The 20,576-nt window shown below is 72.0% G+C and carries 15 protein-coding genes; 8 read left to right on the top strand and 7 right to left on the bottom strand.

What is annotated here, in order from left to right; genetic code table 11:
- Window positions 1-130 precede the first annotated feature (130 nt).
- Both Pla163_RS08290 and Pla163_RS08295 read right to left on the bottom strand, forming a co-directional pair.
- Entirely contained in the window at window positions 131-1,111 is a 981-nt protein-coding gene (locus tag Pla163_RS08290) for a hypothetical protein (protein ID WP_145186395.1), read from the bottom strand.
- On the bottom strand, window positions 1,108-1,971 hold the full coding sequence (locus Pla163_RS08295) for a prolipoprotein diacylglyceryl transferase (RefSeq protein ID WP_419186458.1): 864 nt from the start codon (window positions 1,969-1,971) through the stop codon (window positions 1,108-1,110). The genes Pla163_RS08290 and Pla163_RS08295 overlap by 4 nt, the downstream gene beginning before the upstream one ends.
- A gap of 165 nt (window positions 1,972-2,136) precedes the next feature.
- Between Pla163_RS08295 and Pla163_RS08300 the strand changes: the two genes are divergently transcribed.
- The gene (locus Pla163_RS08300) at window positions 2,137-2,985 is read left to right on the top strand and encodes a tRNA pseudouridine(54/55) synthase Pus10 (protein ID WP_419186459.1); all 849 of its coding nucleotides are present in this window, start codon (window positions 2,137-2,139) and stop codon (window positions 2,983-2,985) included.
- A 27-nt stretch (window positions 2,986-3,012) separates the two neighbouring features.
- Here the strand turns inward: Pla163_RS08300 and Pla163_RS08305 are convergent, their stop codons facing one another.
- A complete protein-coding gene (locus tag Pla163_RS08305; protein WP_145186404.1) occupies window positions 3,013-4,425 on the bottom strand; it encodes an alpha/beta hydrolase in 1,413 nt (470 codons plus the stop codon).
- A gap of 141 nt (window positions 4,426-4,566) precedes the next feature.
- Here Pla163_RS08305 and Pla163_RS08310 point away from each other — a divergent pair, with 141 nt between their 5' ends.
- Window positions 4,567-5,661 (top strand): methyl-accepting chemotaxis protein, encoded by a 1,095-nt coding sequence (locus Pla163_RS08310; protein ID WP_145186408.1) that lies wholly within the window; start codon window positions 4,567-4,569, stop codon window positions 5,659-5,661.
- Here Pla163_RS08310 and Pla163_RS08315 read toward each other — a convergent pair.
- The 3 genes from Pla163_RS08315 to Pla163_RS08325 form a co-directional block, all read right to left on the bottom strand.
- The gene (locus tag Pla163_RS08315; protein ID WP_145186411.1) at window positions 5,652-6,482 is read right to left on the bottom strand and encodes a ferredoxin--NADP reductase; all 831 of its coding nucleotides are present in this window, start codon (window positions 6,480-6,482) and stop codon (window positions 5,652-5,654) included. The genes Pla163_RS08310 and Pla163_RS08315 overlap by 10 nt on opposite strands.
- Window positions 6,479-6,973, bottom strand: coding sequence for a 3-hydroxyacyl-ACP dehydratase FabZ family protein (locus Pla163_RS08320; protein ID WP_145186414.1), 495 nt, complete (start codon window positions 6,971-6,973; stop codon window positions 6,479-6,481). Before Pla163_RS08320 ends, Pla163_RS08315 begins: the two co-directional genes overlap by 4 nt.
- 196 nt (window positions 6,974-7,169) lie before the next feature.
- Window positions 7,170-8,666, bottom strand: coding sequence for an MATE family efflux transporter (locus tag Pla163_RS08325; RefSeq protein WP_145186418.1), 1,497 nt, complete (start codon window positions 8,664-8,666; stop codon window positions 7,170-7,172).
- Between the two features lie 279 nt (window positions 8,667-8,945).
- Here Pla163_RS08325 and Pla163_RS08330 point away from each other — a divergent pair, with 279 nt between their 5' ends.
- From Pla163_RS08330 to Pla163_RS08345, 4 genes are all read left to right on the top strand, one after another.
- Window positions 8,946-9,266 carry a rhodanese-like domain-containing protein gene (locus Pla163_RS08330; protein WP_145186422.1) on the top strand — a complete coding sequence of 107 codons (321 nt, stop codon included), beginning with the start codon at window positions 8,946-8,948 and terminating at the stop codon, window positions 9,264-9,266.
- Between the two features lie 96 nt (window positions 9,267-9,362).
- Window positions 9,363-10,889 (top strand): dicarboxylate/amino acid:cation symporter, encoded by a 1,527-nt coding sequence (locus tag Pla163_RS08335; protein WP_145186425.1) that lies wholly within the window; start codon window positions 9,363-9,365, stop codon window positions 10,887-10,889.
- Between the two features lie 201 nt (window positions 10,890-11,090).
- Window positions 11,091-12,578 carry an RNA 2'-phosphotransferase gene (locus Pla163_RS08340; RefSeq protein ID WP_145186428.1) on the top strand — a complete coding sequence of 496 codons (1,488 nt, stop codon included), beginning with the start codon at window positions 11,091-11,093 and terminating at the stop codon, window positions 12,576-12,578.
- The gene (locus Pla163_RS08345; RefSeq protein ID WP_145186431.1) at window positions 12,575-13,417 is read left to right on the top strand and encodes a lipopolysaccharide kinase InaA family protein; all 843 of its coding nucleotides are present in this window, start codon (window positions 12,575-12,577) and stop codon (window positions 13,415-13,417) included. Before Pla163_RS08340 ends, Pla163_RS08345 begins: the two co-directional genes overlap by 4 nt.
- Before the next feature lie 42 nt (window positions 13,418-13,459).
- On the opposite strand, the gene Pla163_RS08350 is transcribed toward Pla163_RS08345, so the two are convergent.
- A complete protein-coding gene (locus tag Pla163_RS08350; protein ID WP_419186460.1) occupies window positions 13,460-17,068 on the bottom strand; it encodes an ATP-binding protein in 3,609 nt (1,202 codons plus the stop codon).
- A gap of 199 nt (window positions 17,069-17,267) precedes the next feature.
- On the opposite strand from Pla163_RS08350, the gene cysS reads away from it, so the two are divergent.
- The gene (cysS, locus tag Pla163_RS08355; protein WP_419186461.1) at window positions 17,268-18,689 is read left to right on the top strand and encodes a cysteine--tRNA ligase; all 1,422 of its coding nucleotides are present in this window, start codon (window positions 17,268-17,270) and stop codon (window positions 18,687-18,689) included.
- A gap of 92 nt (window positions 18,690-18,781) precedes the next feature.
- Window positions 18,782-20,557 carry a hypothetical protein gene (locus Pla163_RS08360; RefSeq protein WP_419186462.1) on the top strand — a complete coding sequence of 592 codons (1,776 nt, stop codon included), beginning with the start codon at window positions 18,782-18,784 and terminating at the stop codon, window positions 20,555-20,557.
- The last annotated feature ends 19 nt before the right edge of the window (window positions 20,558-20,576 follow it).

Raw genomic sequence — 20,576 nt, forward strand, 5'->3', positions numbered from 1 at the left:
GGCGTTCGCGGGAGGGCGGTCGGTGCTCCGCGGGCGTGGGCCCGAGGCGGAGCGCGGGGGCGAGAAAGGTACCACCACCGCGACCGCCGTCACCGTGCTGCTCGCCCGCGAAGTGCGTCCGCCGAGACGTTCAGCGGCGCCGGACGACGAGGTCGCGATCGAGCTCCGCGAGGACCCCAGGTGCGCGGGTCGCGACGTCGTTCAGCCAACGCCGGCCGTCGGTCGTGTAGCCAGCGGTGGGCGCGAGTCCGTCGATCCGCTCGGCGAACCAGTCGTTGAGGGCCTGCATCGAGCGCTCGCGGACGTACTTCGCCGCGCAGGAGGCGAGCGCCGTGGTGAAGCTCCCGAGTTCGGCCTTCTCCGCGATCGTGATCCGCGCCTCGATCGGGCCGGTCAGCCGGTAGCGCGAGACGCCTTCGGTCTCCTCGACCAGGTGCACGGTGAAGCCGACCGGCAGCGCGCGGGCGAGTTGCGGGCCGTAGTGGGCGCGGCCGCCCTGGCGATCGATCGTGATGTCGGCCCGTTCGGCGCCGGCGGCGATGGCGCGCTCGAGCAAGAGCCGCAGGTCGTGCGCGGCGAACTCCCAGGCCGCGCGCGACTTGTTCCCGCTGGCGTCCATCGCGGCGTTCAGTTCCCCCGGTTCGACCGAGCGCACGCCCAGGAGCGCGATCCGCACGTCGTGCTGCTCGAGCGCGCGTTCGAGCGGCGCCGCGCGCAGCTCGACGAAGTCGGGCGAGATCCAGGTGGGGGCCGCGATGGGGGCGCCGTCGCGCCAGGGGTAGCGCGCGAGCCAGCGCGCCTCGTCGTCGCCGCCGAGCGCGAGGTCCTCGATCGCGGAGACGGCCCCACCGCCCGCGCGCGCGAAGCACAGCACGGTCGTCTCGAGTCGCCGGCGGCCGCGGTCGTTGCGGCTGTAGACGCGCTTGCTGTCGTCCACGACCAGGCGCTCCTTGTCGCGCTTCACGTCGCGCGAAACGGCCTCCGCGAGCACGTCCCACAGCCGTGCGTCGGCGCGCTCGACCGTCGGTACCAGCAGGCCGCACGCGCCCATGCAGAGAGGCCCGAGCAGCGGTCCGAGTCCGGCCTCGTCGATGCCGCCGACGAGGATCATCGCCCGCGCCGCACGAACAGGAAGAGCGCCACCAGCACGAGCGGGATCGACACGAGCTGGGACGTCGACAGCGAACCGCCGAACCAGAGGCCGCGCACCGCGTCGCCGCGGAAGAGCTCGATCACGAAGCGCGACGCGCCGTAGAGGATCAGCAGCACGAGCGCCGTGGTCCCCGGACGTGCGCCGCGTCGCAGCAGTCGCGCGCCGATCCAGGCCAGGGCGAGCGCGTTGAGCGACATCCAGGTCTGCGTGGCCCAGACCGTCTCGCCGGCGAGCTCGCGCACGAAGAGACTCTTCGGGTGGGCGTCGAGCCAGGCCGCGTCGGGCACGCGGTAGGTGAACGGGAAGGGCAGCCACTCGAGCGCACTCGGCACCTTCGAACCGTGGTCGTCGCCCACCATCAGGCAGCCGACGCGTCCGATGGACTGGCCGACGAAGGCCGCGACGAGACCCGTGTCGAAGGCGCGCGCGAGGGCCAGGCCGCTGCGTCTCGAGGCGAACCAGCCGGCGACGAGTCCGCCGAACAGGCCGCCGTACATCACCATGCCGCCGCCGCGCGGATCGAGGGCCGTGAGCGGAGACGCGAGGAACGCCGCGCCGAGCGACTCCGGCCCGCTCTGACCCGCGAGGTGGCGCGCGACCTCGACGGCGGCGAAGACGAGGCGTCCGCCGAGCAGGAGCCCGACGAGCACCCACAGGGCCACCGAAGCCGAACGCGCGGGATCGGTGCGCGGATCGCTGCCGTACACCGACAGGAGCCGGGGCCAGACCCATTGGGCGGCGACCAGGAACCCCAGCGCGACGAGCGTCCCGAAGGAGCTGATCGTTCGTCCGCCGATCTCGAACAGAACGGGATGCACGGGGCAGATGGTAGCGCCGCACCGGTTCGGATCGACCGCGCGTTCGCGGGACCGCGGGCCGGCGGTCGCACCCTTCCTCTCGTTCGGCCGTGCCCGGGTTCGGTCAACTTCGCGCGGGGTCGTCGACGGCTGGGGGGCGCTGCGCCGCTATGCTCCGCCCCAGCCATGAACTCAGCACCCAAGGCCAAGGTCTTCCTCGAGGGCCGGTACCGCAAGCTCACCCGCGACCTGCCCCAGACGATCCTGTACTGCCCGGAGTGCAAGGGGCATCCGCGGCGCAAGCGCAACTGCGAGCGCTGCGAGGGCTTCGGCACCCTGGCGAAGGACTCGGTCCAGCAGCTGGTGGCCTGGGTCGTCGGCAAGGCCTTCGGGACGCGCAAGAACAAGTTCCACGGCTCGGGCCGCGAGGACGTGGACGTGCGGATGCTCGGATCGGGCCGGCCGTTCGTGCTCGAGCTCGAGAGTCCCAAGGTGCTCGACGTGGATCTCGCCGAACTCGAGGCCGAGGTCAACCGCCGCAACGAGGGGCGCCTCGAGGTGGTCGGTCTGCACCACAGCGAGAAGGCGCGCGTCGCCTACCTGAAGGAGACGCCGCACGCCAAGCGCTACGGCGCGTTGGTCGAGTGCGACGAACCGGTCGATCCGGCGGCGTTCGAGGCGCTGCTCGGCGAGCGCCGCACGATCGCGCAGCGCACGCCCCAGCGCGTCGCCCACCGCCGCGCCGATCTCGAGCGCGAGCGCTGGATCGAGCTCGAGGCCGCGCGTCCGTGCAACGCCTCGCGCGAGCCGGTCGAAGGCCCGTCGCGCATGTTCGAGGTCGAGCTCTCGACCCAGCACGGCACCTACGTGAAGGAGGTCCTGTCCGGCGAGGACGGCGCCACGCGTCCGAGTCTCTCGGGTCTGCTCGGCGTGCCGTGTCGCTGCGTCGAGCTCGACGTGCTCGACATCCTCGGCGAGGAAGGCACGCCCGAAGTGGTGCGCCAGCGCCCGCCCGAGTTCGGCGCCGGTCTCTGAACGACCGGCGCTCGCGACGCGCGTCCTTCAGCGCGACTTCAGCTTCACGACCACCTCCGCCACGGGCAGGCGCGTGCGGTCGAAGTGCTCGACGAAGTCCGCGAGCAGCACGGCGACGTCCGGTTCGGTGCGCAGGCGCTTCGTGCTCGAGCCCGACTTCACGGCCACGCGGCCCTTCTCGTCGATCCACTCGGCCGGCACCAGCAAGCGCGCCTCGGTCGCGTTCTCGCTCTCGATGCGCACGACGCCGTCGTCGCCCCGTTCGGCCACCACGCGCGCCGTTCGCTCGCGCGCCAGCTCGTCGATCTTCGTCCGCAGCTCGGCGTCGGACAGCTCCTCGCCCTTGCGCACCGTGATGCGCGGCTGGAACGTCTCTTCCACGTCCTTGCCGAAGGCCATGATCTCGAGCCAGGCCCGGCGCGACTCACCTGCGCGCGCGGACAGGCGCACGACGCGCGTCGGCCACGGGTCCCGAACGCGCGCCGCGAACCAGTCGGCCCAGTCCGCGTGCGCCAGCGGGGCGAAGGCGTGCCCCGTGCCGTCGAGCAGACGCACCTCGGCGCCGCTCACCTCGAAACGCTCGAGCAGCACGCCGATCCGTCCGAGGGTCCAGACGAGCGCCGGATCGTCGAGCGCTCCGGCCAGGGCCAGGGTCGGCAGACCGTCGAGGTTCTCGACGAGTCGCAAGCTGTTCGCGCCGTTCTCGAGCGTCAGGCGCGGTCCGCCGGCCATGGGCGCGGCGGCGGCGAACAGGCCCGGATGGCGCAGCGCGACGTCCCAGCACAGGTGTCCACCGCGGCTGAAACCCGTGATCCAGATGCGGTTCTCGTCCACGTCGTGGTGCCGCCTGGCCCAACGGATGGCTGCGAGCACGGCGGCCGATTCGCGCGTGCTGCTCGCGTAGCCGACGTTGTCGCCGGCCTCGGTGGGCGCGAGCAGCAGCGCACCGAGTTCGGCCGCGACGCCGCGCCACGTCGCCGCCTCCTGTGGGCCGTTGCCGCCTGCGCCGTGCAGGGCGACGAGCAGCGGCCGCGGGCCGGTGCGGCCGTCGTCGGGCGGGACCACCACGTGCAGTTCGGTCGATTCCGCGCGTCCTTCGACCCACAGCTCGGCCCGCTCCGTGTACGGACCCGGCTCGCGCGCGGGTCCGGCCAGCGGCGCGAACGCGCGCGCGGCGGCGAGCCACTGCTCGAGCGACACGTCGTCGCGTGCGGCCAGTTCCTGCGCGCGTGCGAGTCGGGCGGGGGCGTCGCGCAGGTCGACCGCTTCGGCCAGGAGCTCGGCCACGAACGGGGCGAGCGGGCCGGGATCGGTCCGGCCGTCCCGCTCGTCCACCGCGCAGGACGCGGCGGAGCGGAAGGGCGTGGTGACGGGTGCCGCCAGTGCCATGGCGCCGCCGAGCACCGCGGCGAAGGGGACGACGAGCTTCCAGAGGGTCATGGGAGTCGCTAGTTCCCAGGACCGGTGGCGTTGCGCCCGCGTGGACGGTCGCTCGGCTCCGCGTCCTCGGAACGGGACACGATCCGTCGCGACGTCGCCGCGGACTGGCGATCCACGGAGCCGCGTGCCGATCCACCCGCCGTGACTCGTCTCTCCTCACTGCTGCGACGCACGTGGCGTCGCGTCTCCCATCCGACCGATCTCCACCCGGCCGCCCTGCCCTCGAACGGCCCGACCGGTGTCCAGGGTTCCGCTCGGCCCCGGGCCGGGATCGCGCGACTCTTCGAGGCCCAGTCCGAAGGTGCGCTCGAGGGCCTCAAGGCCATCCAGTCCGATCTCGCGGACTCGGTGACCAGCAACGGTGAGACGCTCGCCAGCGTTCGCGTGATCGAGGAGAAGTCGGGCGACGTGGCCAAGCGTGCCCTCTCGATCGACGCTTCGTCCACCGAGTTGGCGTCCAACCTGGGCGAAGCGCGCGTGAGCGTGGACGCGATGCTCGGCGAACTCCGTCAGATCATCGAGGCGCTGAAGGGCATCGAAGCGATCGCCCGGCAGACGAATCTGCTCTCCGTCAACGCGGCCGTCGAGGCGGCGCGAGCCGGTGAGTTCGGCAGCGGCTTCGCGGTCGTGGCGCGCGAGGTCAAGGACCTCTCGAACGAGACCAGCGGACTGGTGGCGAACGTCTCCGAGCTGCTCGAACGCGTGTCGGCGAGCTCGCAGTCCGTCGAGCGGACGATCGGCGGCGCCGTCCAGCGCAGCGTCGAGACGTCGCACACGGCCGCGGAGCTGTGCCGTGCCGCCGAGACCACCCACGAAGAGAACCAACGGATCGTCGCCAACATCCAGAACAACAACGATCGAGTCTTCGTCAGCCTCGCGAAGCTGGATCACGTGATCTGGAAGGTCAACACGTACCTCTCGGTCCTGCGGCGCAAGCCCGTCTTCGAGTACGTGGACCACCACAACTGCCGACTCGGCAAGTGGTACGAGGAAGGGGACGGTTGCAGCAGCTTCAGCGACGTACCGAGCTACTCGGCGCTCGTCGGGCCGCACTCTCGCGTCCACGAAGGGACGGCCGAGGCCTTCGCCACGCTCGACTCGAGGGCGCTGGCCGAGGGCGACTTCTCACAGGTCCAGCGCGGGCTCGACGCGATGGAACAGGGCAGCAAGGGCGTCTTCTCGACGCTCGACCGCATGCTCCACGAGAAGCAGCGGACGCGCTCGGCTCACCAGTAGCGCTCGAGGTGCACCTGGCCCGGATCGCGCGGGCGGTGCTTCTTGAAGCCGCGCTCTGCGAACGAGGCTTCCAGCTCGTCGACCATGGCGGGATTGCCGCAGAGCATGATCTGACTGCGCGCCGGGTCGAGCGCGAAGCCGCAGCGGGCTTCGAACGCCGCGGATTCGAGCGCTTGCCCGACCCGGCCGCGCTGACCGATCCAGCCCGAGTCGTCCGGTTCGCGGCTGCACAACGGGACGAACGTGAACCAGTCGTTCTCGCGGTCCCAGGCCTCGAGTTCCTCGGCGTAGCCCAGGTCCTCCGCCAGCCGCACGCCCTTCACGATCACCATGCGGTCGAAGCGCGCATCGGGAGCCCCGGCCCGTCGCGCGGGACCGAATTCGCGCAGCATCGACGTGAACGGAGCCAGTCCGGTGCCGGTCGCCACGCACACCAGATCGCGCTCGGCGGGCGCTGGGACCTCGGGCAGCGTGTCGAGCGTGAACCTGCCGATGCAGCGGCCGTCGGCCCACAGTCGGTCGCCCGGCTCGAGCGCCATGAGCCCCGGCGTCAGCGCGCCGTTCTCGACGAGGCGCACGTAGAACTCGAGCAGCGGTTCGCTCGGGCCCGACGCGATCGAGTAGGGGCGCTTCACCAGCCCGTCGCGGCCGGCGTGTTCCGGCAGACGCGGCTCGAGGCCGATGTTGATGAACTGTCCCGGCGCGAAGTCCGGGGCCCCGTCGTCGGGGCGCACCTTCAGGACGAACAGCGCGTCGTTCAGCCGCTCGTTGGAGACGACCTCCGCGTTGTACAGCTCCTCGGGCGCGCTGGAACCACTCACACGATCACTCCGCGGATCGTGGCCTCGAACGCGACCGGGTACTGGCCGTCGCCGGCGTCCACGTAGCCCTTGGCGTCGTAGATGAACATGCTGCGGCGGTGGCGCTGGAGGCGGCCGGCGATCAGGAGGCGGCAGTCGGGCTCGACCTTGGCGCGGAAGCGCACGTCGTCGAGACCGCCGAAGCCGACGAACGTCTCGGGCGGCATCTTCTGGCTGCGCATGAAGTGGTAGGTGCACATCTGCGCGGCCGACTCGATCATCATCACGCCCGGGAAGAGCGGCCGGCCGGGGATGTGGTCGCTCGTCCACCAGTCGCCCGAACGCACGTTCTTGTAGCCGACGACGAGGCCGGGTTCGTCCTCGAAGTGCACCAGGCCGTCGACCATCTCGAACGTGCCGCGCTGCTTGAGCATTTCGAGGACCTCGGCCTTCGTGACCACGTCGCGGTCGAGGTCGATGGCGTCGAAGTCGATGAAGGCGTCGCGGTTCAAGGGGCTCGTGGGGGTGAGGGTGTGGTCGGGATCGCTCAAGGCTCCTCGGGGTGGGGGTGGAGCCCGAGTGTAGCGACGGGGCAGGTCGCCGTCCCGTCCGGCGCGCGAGCACGGCGGCTGCACGACGCGCCGCGCGGTTCCACGTCGCCAGCGGTGCCGCTCGCTTCCCGATCCCGCGACGTCGCTGGCCCGAGTCCTAGCCGCGGGGGAGCGTGGCCTCGTCCTCGGCGTCGCTCGAGGTGACCGGATCGAGATCCCGCCTCCACCCTCCGAGTTCGACGACGCGCCACAGGCCGAACGCTTTCGCGACCGTGGTCAGGTTGATCGCCCACCACACGCCCGCCGCGCCCCAACCCAGGTGCGTGACCGCGACGTAGGAGAGCGGCAGGCGCGCGAGGTTCCCGAGTCCTCCGATCCAGGCCAGCGCGCGCGTGTGCCCGGACGCGGTCAGCACCTTGTCCCACAGCGATTCGAAGGCCACGAAGACCTGGGAGAGCGCCAGGATCCGCACGTACAGGACCACTTCGCGCTGCACCTCTTCGCTGGCCGAGAAGACCGCCGCCACCGGCTCGGCGAGCGCGGCGAACGCCAGAGCGAAGAAGATGCCGGCCGCGAGCAGCGTGCGTTTCGAGACGTCCAAGGTGCGCTCGAGCGCGGCGGCGTCGCGTGCCCCGAGCGCGTGGCCGATCAGGGAACTGGCGGCCATCGAAAGTCCGAGGAACGTCGGATAGGCCACGCCCTCGAAGACCTGGAAGCCGATCCCGAGCCCGGCTTTCACGTCGTCGCCGAGGTCGGACAGCACGAACGCGAACAGCGCCCAGTAGACGAAGGCGTAGAACGCGATCGACAGGGACACGGGCGTCGAGATGCGGACGAGACGCGCCAGCAGCTCGCGGTCGAGACCGAGGCGCGGACGCAGCGACGTTCCGGTCGTGCGCCGCAGCCACCACAGTCCGAGCAACAGCGCGATGCCGCGACTGGCGCCCGTGGCCCAGGCGGCGCCGCCCACGCCCAGGGCGCCGAGCCCGAGTTCTTCCACGGAGAGTGCGCCGGCCGCCGCGTCGAACCAGGCCGCGAAGGGCGCGTCGGGCAGCGCGGCGCGCGTCCCGGTGCCGTAGATCGCGAGCGGGTTGAGCACGAAGTTCAGCGAGACCGCGAGCGCCTGCAGCAGCATCGGGGCGAACGTGCGCCCGCGACCGATGAAGACGTGGTCGAGGACGGGGATCGCGAACAGGACCGGCGCCGTGCGGAACAGCGCGTCCAGGTATTCGGTGAACAGCTGCGCCGTGCCGCCCTCGAGGGCCAGCAGTCGTGCGACCGGCGCCGTCAGCAGGGGACCGATCAGCGCCATCGCGACGCCGAGCGCGACCGCGAGACCGAGGGCGTGACGCGACGCGTGGCGCGCGGCGGCCTCGTCGCCCGCGCCCATCGCGCGCGACACCAGCGACAGGGCGCCCGCGGCCGCGAGGAACGGCAGGGCGAAGTTCGCGATCGCCACGAACATGGCGGCCGCGATCGCGCTCTGGGCGTCGGGGCCGATGCCCTGGATCCAGTACTGGTCGTTGATCCGGTAGGCGCTCGACAACAGGTACGAGAGCGACGCCGGCCAGGCGAGCCGGAGCAGGCGTGCGAGCGCGTCCCGACGCGTCGGCGCGGCGCGCGGAACCGGAAACTCGTTCGGGGAGCTGCTCATCGCAGCGACTCCACGCGGGCGCGAGCACTCACGGCGCCAGCGTCCGCGACGCACGTCGCCCCGCAGTCCAGCGACCTCGTGCCGGTGGCGCAGCGTCGGGTGGTCCCGTGGGCGTGGGGCGGACGGGATGCCATGGTTCGGCGCGGTGGGTCCAGCGGATGGAGAGGGACGGGCGGACTCCCTGCTATGGTCGGCGCCCGGCGTCTCGCGACGCTCGCGCGCGCGGGTCCTCGCCGCGCGCGACGCAACCTACGTCCCGGTCCCCCCGAACCCAGCTCCATGGTCGTCGAAATCACGCCCGCTCAACTCCAAGAACGCATCGCCAGCGGCGATCGGCCCGTGCTGCTCGACGTCCGCCGGCCCGAGGAACTCGCGATCTGCCGCATCGACGGCGTCGTCCACATCCCGCTCGACGAGCTGGCGTCACGCGCGCACGAACTCGACCCCGAGGTCGAGATCGTCTGCATCTGCCACCACGGGATGCGCAGCGCCAGCGCGGCCGCGTTCCTCGAGTCGCGCGACTTCGGGCGCATGGTGAACCTGACCGGGGGCATGGAAGCCTGGGCCAGCCAGGTCGATCCGTCCATGGCGCGCTACTAGGCGCCAGGCCACCCGCAGCCACATCCGACTCGGGCGACGCCCTACCGGCGCCGACCGCGTTCTCGACCGACACTCCCCCGAATCCGAGCGAAGACGATGGCGTTTCACTGGAAGGTCCTGTTGTGGATGGTCGCCGGCATGCTGCTCGGGGTCGGGTTGCAGGTCTTCACCGACGCGCCCGTCGCGGTCGGCATCGAGGGCCGCGCCGAGCCCGGTGTCCTCGTGGTCGAGTCCGTCTCGGGCGGTGCCGCGGTCAAGATCGGAGCGGTCGAGGTGGGGGACCGCGTGGTGGCGGCCTGGACCGAGCGCGGCGTCGCCGACACGCGCGTCCAGGTCGCGGCCCCGGACGATCTCGCGGGCCTCGCCGCGGGACGCACGCCGGGCGAGACCCTGTGGCTCGAGCTGGAGGGCGGAGAGTTCCGCGCCCTGCCGCTCGCGCTCGATCCGAGCAGCACGCGCGCCGCCTGGATCGTGCCGTTCGACTTCGCGGCGAAGCTGTTCATGCAGCTTCTGAAGATGTTGATCGTGCCGCTCGTGCTCACGTCGATCGTGGCCGGAGTGGCGGGCGTGGGCACCTTGGGAGCGCTGCGCCGGCTGGGCCTCAAGACGTTCGCCTACTACATCGGAACGAGCCTGCTCGCGGTGCTCCTGGGCCAGGCGCTGGTGACCGTGATCGCACCCGGCGACGGCGCGAACCTCGGACTGGGCCAAGCGGTGAAGGGGACCGAGAAGCTCGGCTTCGCGGACATCCTCCTGCGCATGATCCCCGAGAACGTGCCGGCCGCGCTGACGTCGAACGGGGCGATGCTGTCGGTGATCTTCTTCGCGCTGATCCTCGGTATCGCCATCAGCCGCTCGGGCGAGCCCCACGGCGCGCGCATGGGACGCTTCTTCGAGAGCGCGTTCGACGTGATGATGCGCATGGCCGAGATGGTGCTCGCGCTGTTGCCGTACGGCGTCTTCGCCCTGATGGTGCGCGTGGTCGGGCAGACGGGCCTCGAGGCCTTCCAGCCGCTCGCGCTCTACATGTTCACCGTGGCAGTGGCGCTGGTGCTGCACTCGTGCGTGACCCTGCCGATCGTCATGCGTTTGATCGGTGGCCTGTCGCCGGTCCGCTGGGCGCGTGCGATGAGTCCCGCGCTGATGACCGCGTTCAGCACCTCGTCCTCGTCGATGACGCTGCCGGTCACGATGGAGACGGTCGAGAAGCGCGGGCGGGTCTCGAACAAGGTCAGCTCGTTCTGCCTGCCGCTCGGCGCCACGATCAACATGGACGGCACGGCGCTGTACGAGTGCATCGGCGTGATCTTCCTGGCCCAGTACTACGCCAGCAGCGGCCTGGGTTTCGAGCTCACGTTCGGCGTCCAGGCCATGGTCGTGCTGATGGCGCTGTTGGCGAGCATCGGCGCGGCCGGGATCCCGTCGGCCGGGCTGGTGATGATGCTGACGATCCTCTCGGCCATCGGTCTGCCCCTCGAGGGGGCGGCGCTCCTGCTCGCGGTCGACCGACCGCTCGACATGCTGCGCACCGTGGTCAACGTCTGGTCCGACTCCTGCGGAGCCGCGGTCCTGGCACGGACCGAGGGCGAGGAGGGGCCGCTCGAGCCCTTGACCACCGGGTGAGTCGTGGCCTCGCGAGGGGCGTCTGGAGCCCCGCCAGCGCTCGATCCCCGGCGGCCCGTCGCGGGGCCGCGAAACGGGCGCGGGCCACCCGGCGGCAGCGCGGAGGCGGGGGCTCGAACCACGCCGCGGGACTCGTTCCGCCGGGGCGCCTTGGGTAGAGTGCCGGGCCGCACGCCGCTTCAAGGGCCGTGCGCCACCGCCATGCCGAATCACGAACAGATCGAGAAGATCACCCGCTCCCTCGCCTACATGCTCCGCCACCGACCGGACGAGTTCGATCTCGAGGTCGACGCGCACGGCTACGCGGACATGGGGGACGTGATCCGCGCTCTGAACGAGCGCCTGGGCGAACCGGTCGAGGAAGCCGACGTGCTGGACGCGATCGAGTCCGGCGACCGGCCGCGGTACGCCGTCGACGGCGACCGGATCCGCGCCCTGTACGGCCACTCGATCCCGGTCGAGCCGGGCCCCGACAGCCAGCCGCCCGAGTACCTGTACCTGGGCATCCCGACCCGCGACGTGGACCGCGCCCGCCGCTACGGCCTGCGCGCCCGCCGCCGCAGCTTCCTGCATCTGGCGCTGTCGGCCGAGGACGCCGCCGAGACCGGCCGCCGCGCCGCGCGCGAGTACACGGTCCTCAAGATCCACGCCCTCGACGCCTGGGAGGAAGGGGTCAGCTTCTACGACCGCACCGCCCTGTGGCTCGCGGACGAGGTCCCGGCCGGCATGGTGGAGGAGGAGGCCTCGTTCACCGACGGGTCCGAGCCGTTCCGCCGCGGCGGCCGTCGCGACGAGGAGGAGCGCGGCGGACGCGGACGCGGAGGACGCAGTCGCGGCGGCCGCGGTCGCGACGACCGGGACGAGGACGAGCGCCCCGCGCGCAGCGAGCGCGACGACCGTCCGCGCCGCGAGGAACGCGACGAACGTCCGGCCCGCAGCGACCGCGACGACCGTCCGCGCCGCGAGGAACGCGACGACCGTCCGGCCCGCAGCGACCGCGACGACCGTCCGCGGCGCGAGGAACGCGACGAACGTCCGGCCCGCAGCGAGCGCGAGGACCGTCCGCGGCGCGAGGTTCGCGACGAACGTCCGGCCCGCAGCGAGCGCGACGACCGTCCGCGCCGCGAGGAACGCGACGACCGTCCGGCCCGCAGCGACCGCGACGACCGTCCGCGGCGCGAGGAACGCGACGAACGTCCGGCCCGCAGCGACCGCGACGACCGTCCGCGGCGCGAGGTTCGCGACGAACGTCCGGTCCGCAGCGAGCGCGAGGACCGTCCGCGGCGCGAGGAACGCGACGAACGTCCGGTCCGCAGCGAGCGCGAGGACCGTCCGCGGCGCGAGGAACGCGACGAGCGCCCCGTGCGCGGCGAGCGCGACGACCGTCCGCGCCGCAGCGAACGCGACGAGCGTCCGGCCCGCGCCGAACGCCCGCGCCGGGAGGAACGTGAGGAGCGCCCGCGCCGTGAAGCGCCGCCCGCGCGCGCTGCCGAACCGGCCCGCTCGGCCGCTCCCGACACGGGCTTCGGCCTCGGCGTCTTCGAGGCGCCCGCGAAGAAGGAACGCCGCGAGCCGGCCGCCCCGAAGGTGGAGCGCGCGAAGCCCGAGCGCGAGCGTGCCCCGGCCCGCGAGTCCCGTCCGAAGGCCGCACCCTCGAACGACGGGCCCGGCTTCGGCGCCGGTCTTTGAGCGAGCGCGTCGGTGAACTCCCCTCGGGCTACGAGCTCGAGGGCGACCCGACGCGCGGTTGGTGCGCGGTGCGGACCGACGTGGCCGAACGCCTGCGCGGTGCGGGTTTCGGGCTCGGGTCCGACGGCCGCGTCCGCGACACCGACCTCAGCGGTCGCGGCCAGTTGGTCGAGCTCGAGATCGATCAACTGGCCGAGCCCGAGGCTGCACTCGGCGCGGGCGAACTCCCGCTCGTCCCGCTCCTGCGCCGCCACCGCCGCGGTGGACTCGCGGCGCGCCTGGGGCTCGATCGCTTCAAGGACCCGGCGCGCCCGTTCGACGAGCTGCGCCTCTCCGAGCGGCTGCGGGCGCTGGGGATCGCGACGCCGACCGTGCTCGCCGCCCGCGCCACTCGTCGGGGGCACGGCTTCGATCTGGCGCTCGTCACCGCGCGGGTCCACGGCGCCGTCGATCTGGCCGAGGCCTGGAACACCGTGGACGACGCCGCACGTCACGGTCTGACCCGCGCGGCCGGCCACTTCGTCCGGACCCTGTTCGAGGTCGGGCTCGACCACCGCGATCTGCACCCGAAGAACCTGCTGGTGAAGACGCGAGACGCTGGCGCGCAGCTGTGGATCGTCGATCTCGACCGCTGCGCCCTGCGCCCTCACCTGCCCGAACCGCGCCGACAGGCCGCGCTCGCACGGTTCCTGCGCTGGTGTCTGCGCCGGCCGGCCGCGATGCCGATCACGCGCACCGATCGACTGCGCTTCCTCGTCGCCGCACGCCCCGCCGGTGACGATTGGCGGTCGACCTGGCGCGCGCTCGACCGAGCGACGCGGCGGCGCATGCTGCTGTGAGAGCGGTGCCGGTCGCGACCGTGCGCGAACGCCGAGCGCCCCTCACGGGCGGAACGACGGGTGGATCGGACCTTCGGTGGTCAGCACGCCTTCGAGCAGTTTCAGGGCGTACTCCGAGCGCGAGCGGATCAGGGCCTCGTCGCGGATCGGCGGCGTCGGGGACTCGATGCGTCCGCGGAGCTCGGCCTCTATCGGGTCGGCTTCGGCGTGTCGTCCGAGCCGGCGCAGCACCACGGACCGCGACCCCGCGACCAGGATGCGATCGAACAGCTCGGCGCCGTGACGTTCGAGGATCGTGATCGCGCGCTTCGACTCCGTCTCGGCCGCCGCAGCGTCTCCCGCCAGGACGTGTCGCCGCGCCAACAGCGAGCGCGCGACGGCTTCGGCGCGGTAGTGACCCGCGTCGCGCGCCGAACGCACCGCCGTCTCGAGCAGGCTACTGGCGGACGGATCGTCGCGCTCCCAGGCCAACGCGCCGAGCCAGACCGTGGCGAGCGCACTGGCGTAGGGCGTCTCGGTCTCGTCGGCCAGGTCGAGCGCCGCCACGAGGTGCTGCTGGGCGGCGACGAAGTCGCGCGCCTCCATCTCGACGTTCGCGATGCGCGCCAGGATCTCCGCTTCGAGCGGTCGTTCGTTCGCCTGTTGGGCACCTTCCAGCGCCAAGTTCAGCGCTCCGAGCGCGCGACCTGGCCGGCCCGCGACGCGCAGCACACGGGCGCGGAGCAGTTGGACGTGGGGGACCAGCCACAGCGGCGCTTCGTTCTCGGTGTTCGAGAAGTGCTGGGCGTCCGAGGCCCGCTCGAGCGCGTCCTCGATGCGGTCCTCGAGCAGGTCGGCACTGCCCAGCAACACTGCGCACGCGGCGCGTTCCCAGTCGTGTTCGGCCTGTTCGAGCGCGCGTTCGGCCGCTTCGCGTGCGAGGTCCGTGCGACCCGAACGCAGCTGCACGAGCGCCATCAGTCGCAAGGAACGGCCGAGCAGCGCCGGCGAACCGTCCAACTCGCTCGACGTGATCGCCGCGCGCAGGAGTCCGCGCGCCACGCCCAGTTGGCCCGTCTCCGCGAGGGCGCGTCCGTGCAGGTAGTACAGCCGCGCGGCCGCATCGGGCCGTTGCGCGGCGTCCGGTTGAACGGCGGCGAGACGGTCGAGCAACTCGCGCTCACCCGCGCGGGCACCGGTGCGGCCCGCCGCGTCGGCTCCGGCCTCGAGGAAGCGCAGGAGGGCCTCGGAGCGGCTGACCGACTCCGGCAGGTTGTCCAGTGACTCGAGCGCCCAACGCGCCAGTCGCAGCACCCGCAGGGGCGAGGCCTGACGTTGCGCATCGGGCAGGAGTTGGTCGAGGTGGCGCACGAGCGCGCGGTGTTCGCCGGCGGCGCGCAGGTGGCGTGCGCGCGCGAAGCGGTCGTCCAAGCTCGGTTCGCCGTCCGGCCCCGAGCGATCGAGACTCTGGGCCACCAGGCGGTGCAGACGCGCGCGGCGCTCGTCGGGGATCGTCGCGTACACGCCTTCGCGCAGAGCCGGCCGCGCGAAACGGTAGCGGTTGCCGATCGGTTCGAGCCAGCCGCGGCGCACGAGCAGCGACAGCGCGCGGTCGAGCTCCGAGCGCCGACTGCCGCCGAAGACCGACAGGGCCTCGGTCGGGTCGATGCGCGACGGCAGCACGGTCAGGCGCTCGAGCCACTTGCGGCCCGAACTCTCGAGGCCCTCGATGCGCTCCGCGATGCCCTGTTCGACGGAGCGCGGCTCGGGGATCTCGCGCGGAGAGATCGCGAGCTGCCAGCGGCCGCGTTCGTCCTCGCCGATCTGTCCGCGCTCGAACAGCGCCCGCAGGAGTTCGGTCAGAAGGCCCGGATTGCCGCGGCTGCGCTGCCAGAGCACGTTCGCGAGCTGCTCGGTCGGCTCGCTCTCGCAGAAGCGCAGCGTCACGATCGTGCGCACCTCGTCCAGCGTCAGTGGATCGAGCTGGATCAGTTCGCGTTCGGCCGCGGGTCGGTTCCGGATCCGCTCGAGCAGTCGCCGCAGCGCGCGCGGACGGGCGGGCGCGACCTCTTCGCTGTATCCGAGCACCACCATCGCGCGCGTGTCGGCCAACGCGTCGACGAGGCGATCGACCGTCGCGAGCGTGCTCGAACGGGCCGCGTGCAGGTCGTCGACGAACAGGATCGTCGGCCGCTCCGCCACCAATGCGCGCACCCAACGCACGAGCGCGCGCCCGACCGAACCGCCCAGTGCGCTGCGACCCTTGGGATCCAGTGCGGAGGCGAGCACGTCGGCCTCGCGCGGCGGCACGGTGCGCTGCAGCATCTCGATCTCGTAGGCACTCGGCTGCGAACCGGGTTCGAGCATCAGCCAGCGTTCCAGAAGTCGCAGCGCCGCGCCGTGCGGGCGGGACTCCGACTCGTCCGACGAGCGCGCGTACAGGAAGATCGGCGGCGACAGCGAACGGCGCGAACGGTCCACGAAGTGGTGCACGAGGCGCGAGCGGCCCGATCCCTTGGGGCCGGCGACGACCACGACCGAACCGCCCGTGCTCTCGTCGAGGCAGTAGCGGAAGGCTGATTCGATCTGTTCGAGTTCCCGGCTGCGACCGACGAGCGGTAGGGCGAACGGATCGCGCTGCAGCGCCATCTTCGCCACGTGTCCGCCGCGTTCGGATCGCTCGCGTCGCCAGTAGGTGTGGTCCTCGCCCTGTTCGAGGATCTCGGCCACGAGCGTCGGCGCCGGTCGTTGGTTCGGACGGCGGTCCAGCATCTCCGCCAGCAGCGTGTCGAGCAGCGGACTGATCTGCGGCACGAGGCGCGACGGCGGCAGGTAGCGCGCCGCGGCCAGGGCACCGAGCACCCGCTCGCCGGCGGCCGTCGAGAGGTCGGGCGGCGCGAGGCCGGGGACGAACGAGTCGGGCGCGAACGGGTGGCGACCGGTGGCGAGCCAGTAGAGCGCGACGCCGAGCGCGAACACGTCGGCCGCGGCGCTGGCGGGCCCGCCGATCGCGCGCTCCGGGGCGAGGTACGCGAGCGTCCCGTCGCCCGACGACGGCGCGTCCTCGTCCGCGTCGAGTCGTCGCGCCTGTCCGAGGTCGAGCAGGATCGCGCGATCGTCCCCGTCGACGCGCGCGTTCGCGAGCGACAGATCGCCGTGGGCCCAACCGGCCGCGTGCAGCCGTTCGAGCGCGCGCGCGAGATCGACGCCGAGACGTCGCACGATCGGCTCGGGCAGCGGGCCCTCCTCGACCACGAGCCAGCGCTCGAGCGTGATCCCCTCGATCAGGTCGAAGAGCAGCTCGGGTCCGCGCTCGCCGCGCCAGGAGGCCACGAGTCGCACGAGCGTCTCGCAGCTCGCGTCCCCGCCGCTGGCGACGTCCGAGGCGACACGGATCTCCGTCTCGACGCTCGCGCGCGCGTCGTCGTCGTTGCCGACGAGTCGCTTGCGCGCGGCGAACGCGCCGCTCTCGAGTCCGCCGCAGGGTTCGGTGAGTCGGACGCGCTCGACGACGGCCGCACCGCCGCGGCCGAGCTCTTCGAGGACCTCGAACGCGGGCGCGTCACCCCGAACGCGCAGCGCGGCCCCCGTCGCGGCCGGATCGCCGGATCGGGCGCCCTCGGACTGGGGCCCTTCGGAACCGGGCTCGGGGATCTCGGACGCGGGGGACACGGCGGAGCAGTTTCGCCGCTGCGAGCTTCCAGCGGAACAGGGAGCCGGCTCGAAGACTACGGACCGGCCCGAATCCGCGCCACCCCGCGCCGCCGCTAGGATGCGCGTCGCGTGTGCTCGCCGGTGACCGAGTGCCAGATCGCCCCGCCGCGCCCGCGCGAACCGCCCGCTCCGCACCGAACCGCCGTTCCATCCGATCGTGACCTTCGTCGTCCACAACACGTACTCCAAGCGCAAGGAGCCCTTCGTCCCCCTCGAGCCGGGTGTGGTGCGGATGTACAACTGCGGGCCGACCGTCTACGGACGTCAGCACGTGGGCAATTTTCGCGCGTTCTTGTTCGCGGATCTGTTGCGCGGCTGGCTGAGCTACCTGGGCTTCGACGTGCGCCAGGTGATGAACATCACCGACGTCGGCCACCTGGTGGACGACGCGGACGACGGCGAGGACAAGGTCCAGCAGCAGGCGCAGCGCGAGGGCCGCGATCCGTTCGAGATCAGCGCCGGCTACGCGCAGGCCTTCCTCGACGACCTGGCAGCCCTCGGCGCTCGCAACGCACTGCACTACCCGCGCGCGACCGAGCACATCGAGGAGATGCTCGAGATCATCGACGCGCTGATCGAGAAGGGGCACGCGTACCGAGTCGGCGACGACGTGTACTTCGACGTCACCACGTTCGAGCGCTACGGGCAACTGTCGGGCAATCGGCTCGAGGACCTCGAGGGCGGCGCGCGCGTCGAGGTGCGCGAGGAGAAGCGCCACCACGCCGACTTCGCCCTGTGGAAGAGCGACCCCGCGCACCTGATGAAGTGGGCGAGCCAGTACGGCGAGCACGGCTTCCCCGGTTGGCACATCGAGTGCTCGGCGATGGCGCGCAAGCACCTCGGCGACCGCATCGACATCCACACCGGCGGCGAGGACAACGTCTTCCCGCACCACGAGTGCGAGATCGCCCAGACCGAGTCGTTCACGGGCCAGCAGTTCGCCAGCTACTGGATGCACTGCAAGTTCCTGCAGGTGGACGGCGGCAAGATGAGCAAGAGCCTGGGGAACGTCTACACCCTGGACGACGTGCGCGAGCGCGGCTTCGACCTGCGCGTGCTGCGCTTCGCGCTGATGCGCGGGCACTACCGCCAGCCGCTCAACTTCACCTGGAAGATCATGGAGGACTCGCGTTCGACGCTCGAGTCCCTGGCCGAGATGGTCGCGCACCTGCGGCACCGCGCGGCGAACCCGGGCGCGGTCGAACCCGCGGCGGGCGGCGACGCCGTCGCGCGCGCGATCGAGGCCTTCGAGGGCGGCATGAACGACGACCTCAACGTGCCGATCGCGCTCGCGGCGCTGTTCGGTCTGCGGGACGCGACGCTCAAGAGCGAACTCGGCGCCGACACCGCCCGCGCGGCGCTGGCCTTCCTCGAGCGCGTCGAAGGCGTCTTCGGGTTCCTGGGCCTGACCGCGGATCACGGCGCCGACGACGACGAGATCGAGGCCCTGGTGCGCGCGCGCGACGCGGCCCGTGCGAACAAGGACTGGGCCGAGAGCGATCGTCTGCGCGACGAGCTCACCGCGCGCGGCATCGTGCTGCAGGACAGTGCGAACGGCGCGGTCTGGCGGCGGGGGTAGGGGCGCCGGCCGGCGGTCCGTAGGCTCTGGGGTGACACGCCGAAGCGCGACGCTCGCTCGGAGCGTCGTCACGCGTGGGCGCCACTCGACCCATGTCCAACCTCTCCAGCAGCGCGTTCGCCGCGCTCGTCCTCTTCGGGCCGTTCACGGAAGCAGGTCTCGCGCAGGATGCGCCCGTTTCGCCGAACGCGGTCGAGTTCTCCTACGGCGACGGCCTGCACGGCTACATCGGCTATTCAGCGACCCGGCCCGCCGGGCGCGCCGAGTACGGCTTCGGGATGGGCTTCTACTCGGCGGCCTGGTCGCTGATCGAACGTCCGCTCGCGGGCTTCCAGATCGGACTCGCAGGCGCGTGGATCCTGCCCGACAACTCGGACAACAGGGACACGCCGCTCGCGCCGGTGGGGACGCTCGCGCGCGACAACTGGCCCGAACGCGGACCGACCTGGGGCAGCGTGTTCCAGACCGTCGAGGGCGGACTCGGCTACTGGCGCGGCAACCGCTTCCGCTACGGACCGCCGAAGTTCTCGATGAACGCGACGCCCCAGTGCTACGACTACGAGGTCGGTTCGCCGGGTTGGTCGTTCTTCTACGACACCGAGGCGCTGCCCGACGACCGGCTGGGGATCGCGCAGTTGTCGAACCGCTTGCTGATCCCGCCCGACGCGTTGCCGTTCGAGGGCCAGCCGGACGGGGACTTCCTCGGCTACACGTACATGGCGCTGCCGTTCATGGCGCCGAAGCCGGGCGACCCCGCGAAGGGCGTCGCACCCACTGGCGACCAGGCCTGGACCTGCTTCCTGGCGGCCGCGAACTTCAAGGGGCCGATCGCCTACTACGTGCCCGAGACGTGGAGCAAGATCGGCACGCTGTTCGAGGAACCGTTCATCTTCGGACGCGGACTGGATGCGCGCGCGGGGGACATGGGCGGCGGCGCGATGGAGATCAACACCGTGCCGCGAGCGAGTGCGGTCGCTGCGGACGGCACGCGCTACTCGAAGATCCCGCGCCTCGTGTTCCCGATCGACGAGCGCGGCGACGCGGTGCTGGTGCAGGACGTGACCTACTACTCGAAGGCGGCGCTCTTCGATGCCTTCGAGGCCTGGCGCGACGGCGGCCCGGCCTGCGACGGGACGTTCGATCCGAAGGGGGCGTGGCGTGCGACGCTGACCACGCGCACGCCCGGCTTCGACCAGGGCGGGAAGCGCCTGCGCGGTGTGGACGGCGTGTTCGACACCCACGTGTTCGACGACGGGACCTGGGGGCTGCGCTGGAGCGGCGGAGACTCGGATGACTCGGGAAGCGGTGACACGGTCGGCGACGACGTGATCGATTCGAGCGAGCGCGGCCTGTTCCCCCAGTACTACCGCCACGACGGCGACGAGCGGGTGGCCGTGCGCGCGAGCGACGTGCCGATCGAGACGGGGCTCCTCGACTACACCTTTCCGCTGGCCGAGTCGGGCGAACCGTTCACCTCGCCGTTCACTGGATCCGTGCCTGGCGCCTGGACCGAGCCCGGCCCGATCGCAGGCGCACGCGGCGGTCCGCACCAGGTGCGCCTGGGCGATGGATCGCTCGTGACCTACTCCTGGTACCGCTTCGTCGACCAGCCAACGTTCCAGCAGTACCGCGGCCTGGATGGATGGGGCGCGGCCGAGCGCGAGCAGCTGCAGGCCTTCGTCGAGAAGATCCACCGCGCCTGGCCGATCGACCGCGACTTCATGGCCCCGCCCAGCCGCGGCGAGTTGGTGAGCCTCGATCCGGCGCTCATGGTCACGCCGCCGGTGGGTCTCGAGGTCGGTTACGTGCCGATCGTCACACGTCAGGAGGCGGCGCCGGTGGGTGGGACGGACGAGGCCGACGAGTGACTCGAGTGGCCACATCGAG

Origin of the sequence: Rohdeia mirabilis (assembly GCA_007750655.1) — a bacterium.
Taxonomy (GTDB): Bacteria; Planctomycetota; UBA1135; order UBA1135.

Coding starts and splice junctions, on each gene's coding strand:
- Pla163_RS08290 (WP_145186395.1), bottom strand. CDS start 1,111: ATGATCCTCGTCGGCGGCATCGACGAGGCCGGACTCGGACCGCTGCTC.
- Pla163_RS08300 (WP_419186459.1), top strand. CDS start 2,137: ATGAACTCAGCACCCAAGGCCAAGGTCTTCCTCGAGGGCCGGTACCGC.
- Pla163_RS08305 (WP_145186404.1), bottom strand. CDS start 4,425: ATGACCCTCTGGAAGCTCGTCGTCCCCTTCGCCGCGGTGCTCGGCGGC.
- Pla163_RS08325 (WP_145186418.1), bottom strand. CDS start 8,666: ATGAGCAGCTCCCCGAACGAGTTTCCGGTTCCGCGCGCCGCGCCGACG.
- Pla163_RS08330 (WP_145186422.1), top strand. CDS start 8,946: ATGGTCGTCGAAATCACGCCCGCTCAACTCCAAGAACGCATCGCCAGC.
- Pla163_RS08335 (WP_145186425.1), top strand. CDS start 9,363: ATGGCGTTTCACTGGAAGGTCCTGTTGTGGATGGTCGCCGGCATGCTG.
- Pla163_RS08340 (WP_145186428.1), top strand. CDS start 11,091: ATGCCGAATCACGAACAGATCGAGAAGATCACCCGCTCCCTCGCCTAC.
- Pla163_RS08360 (WP_419186462.1), top strand. CDS start 18,782: ATGTCCAACCTCTCCAGCAGCGCGTTCGCCGCGCTCGTCCTCTTCGGG.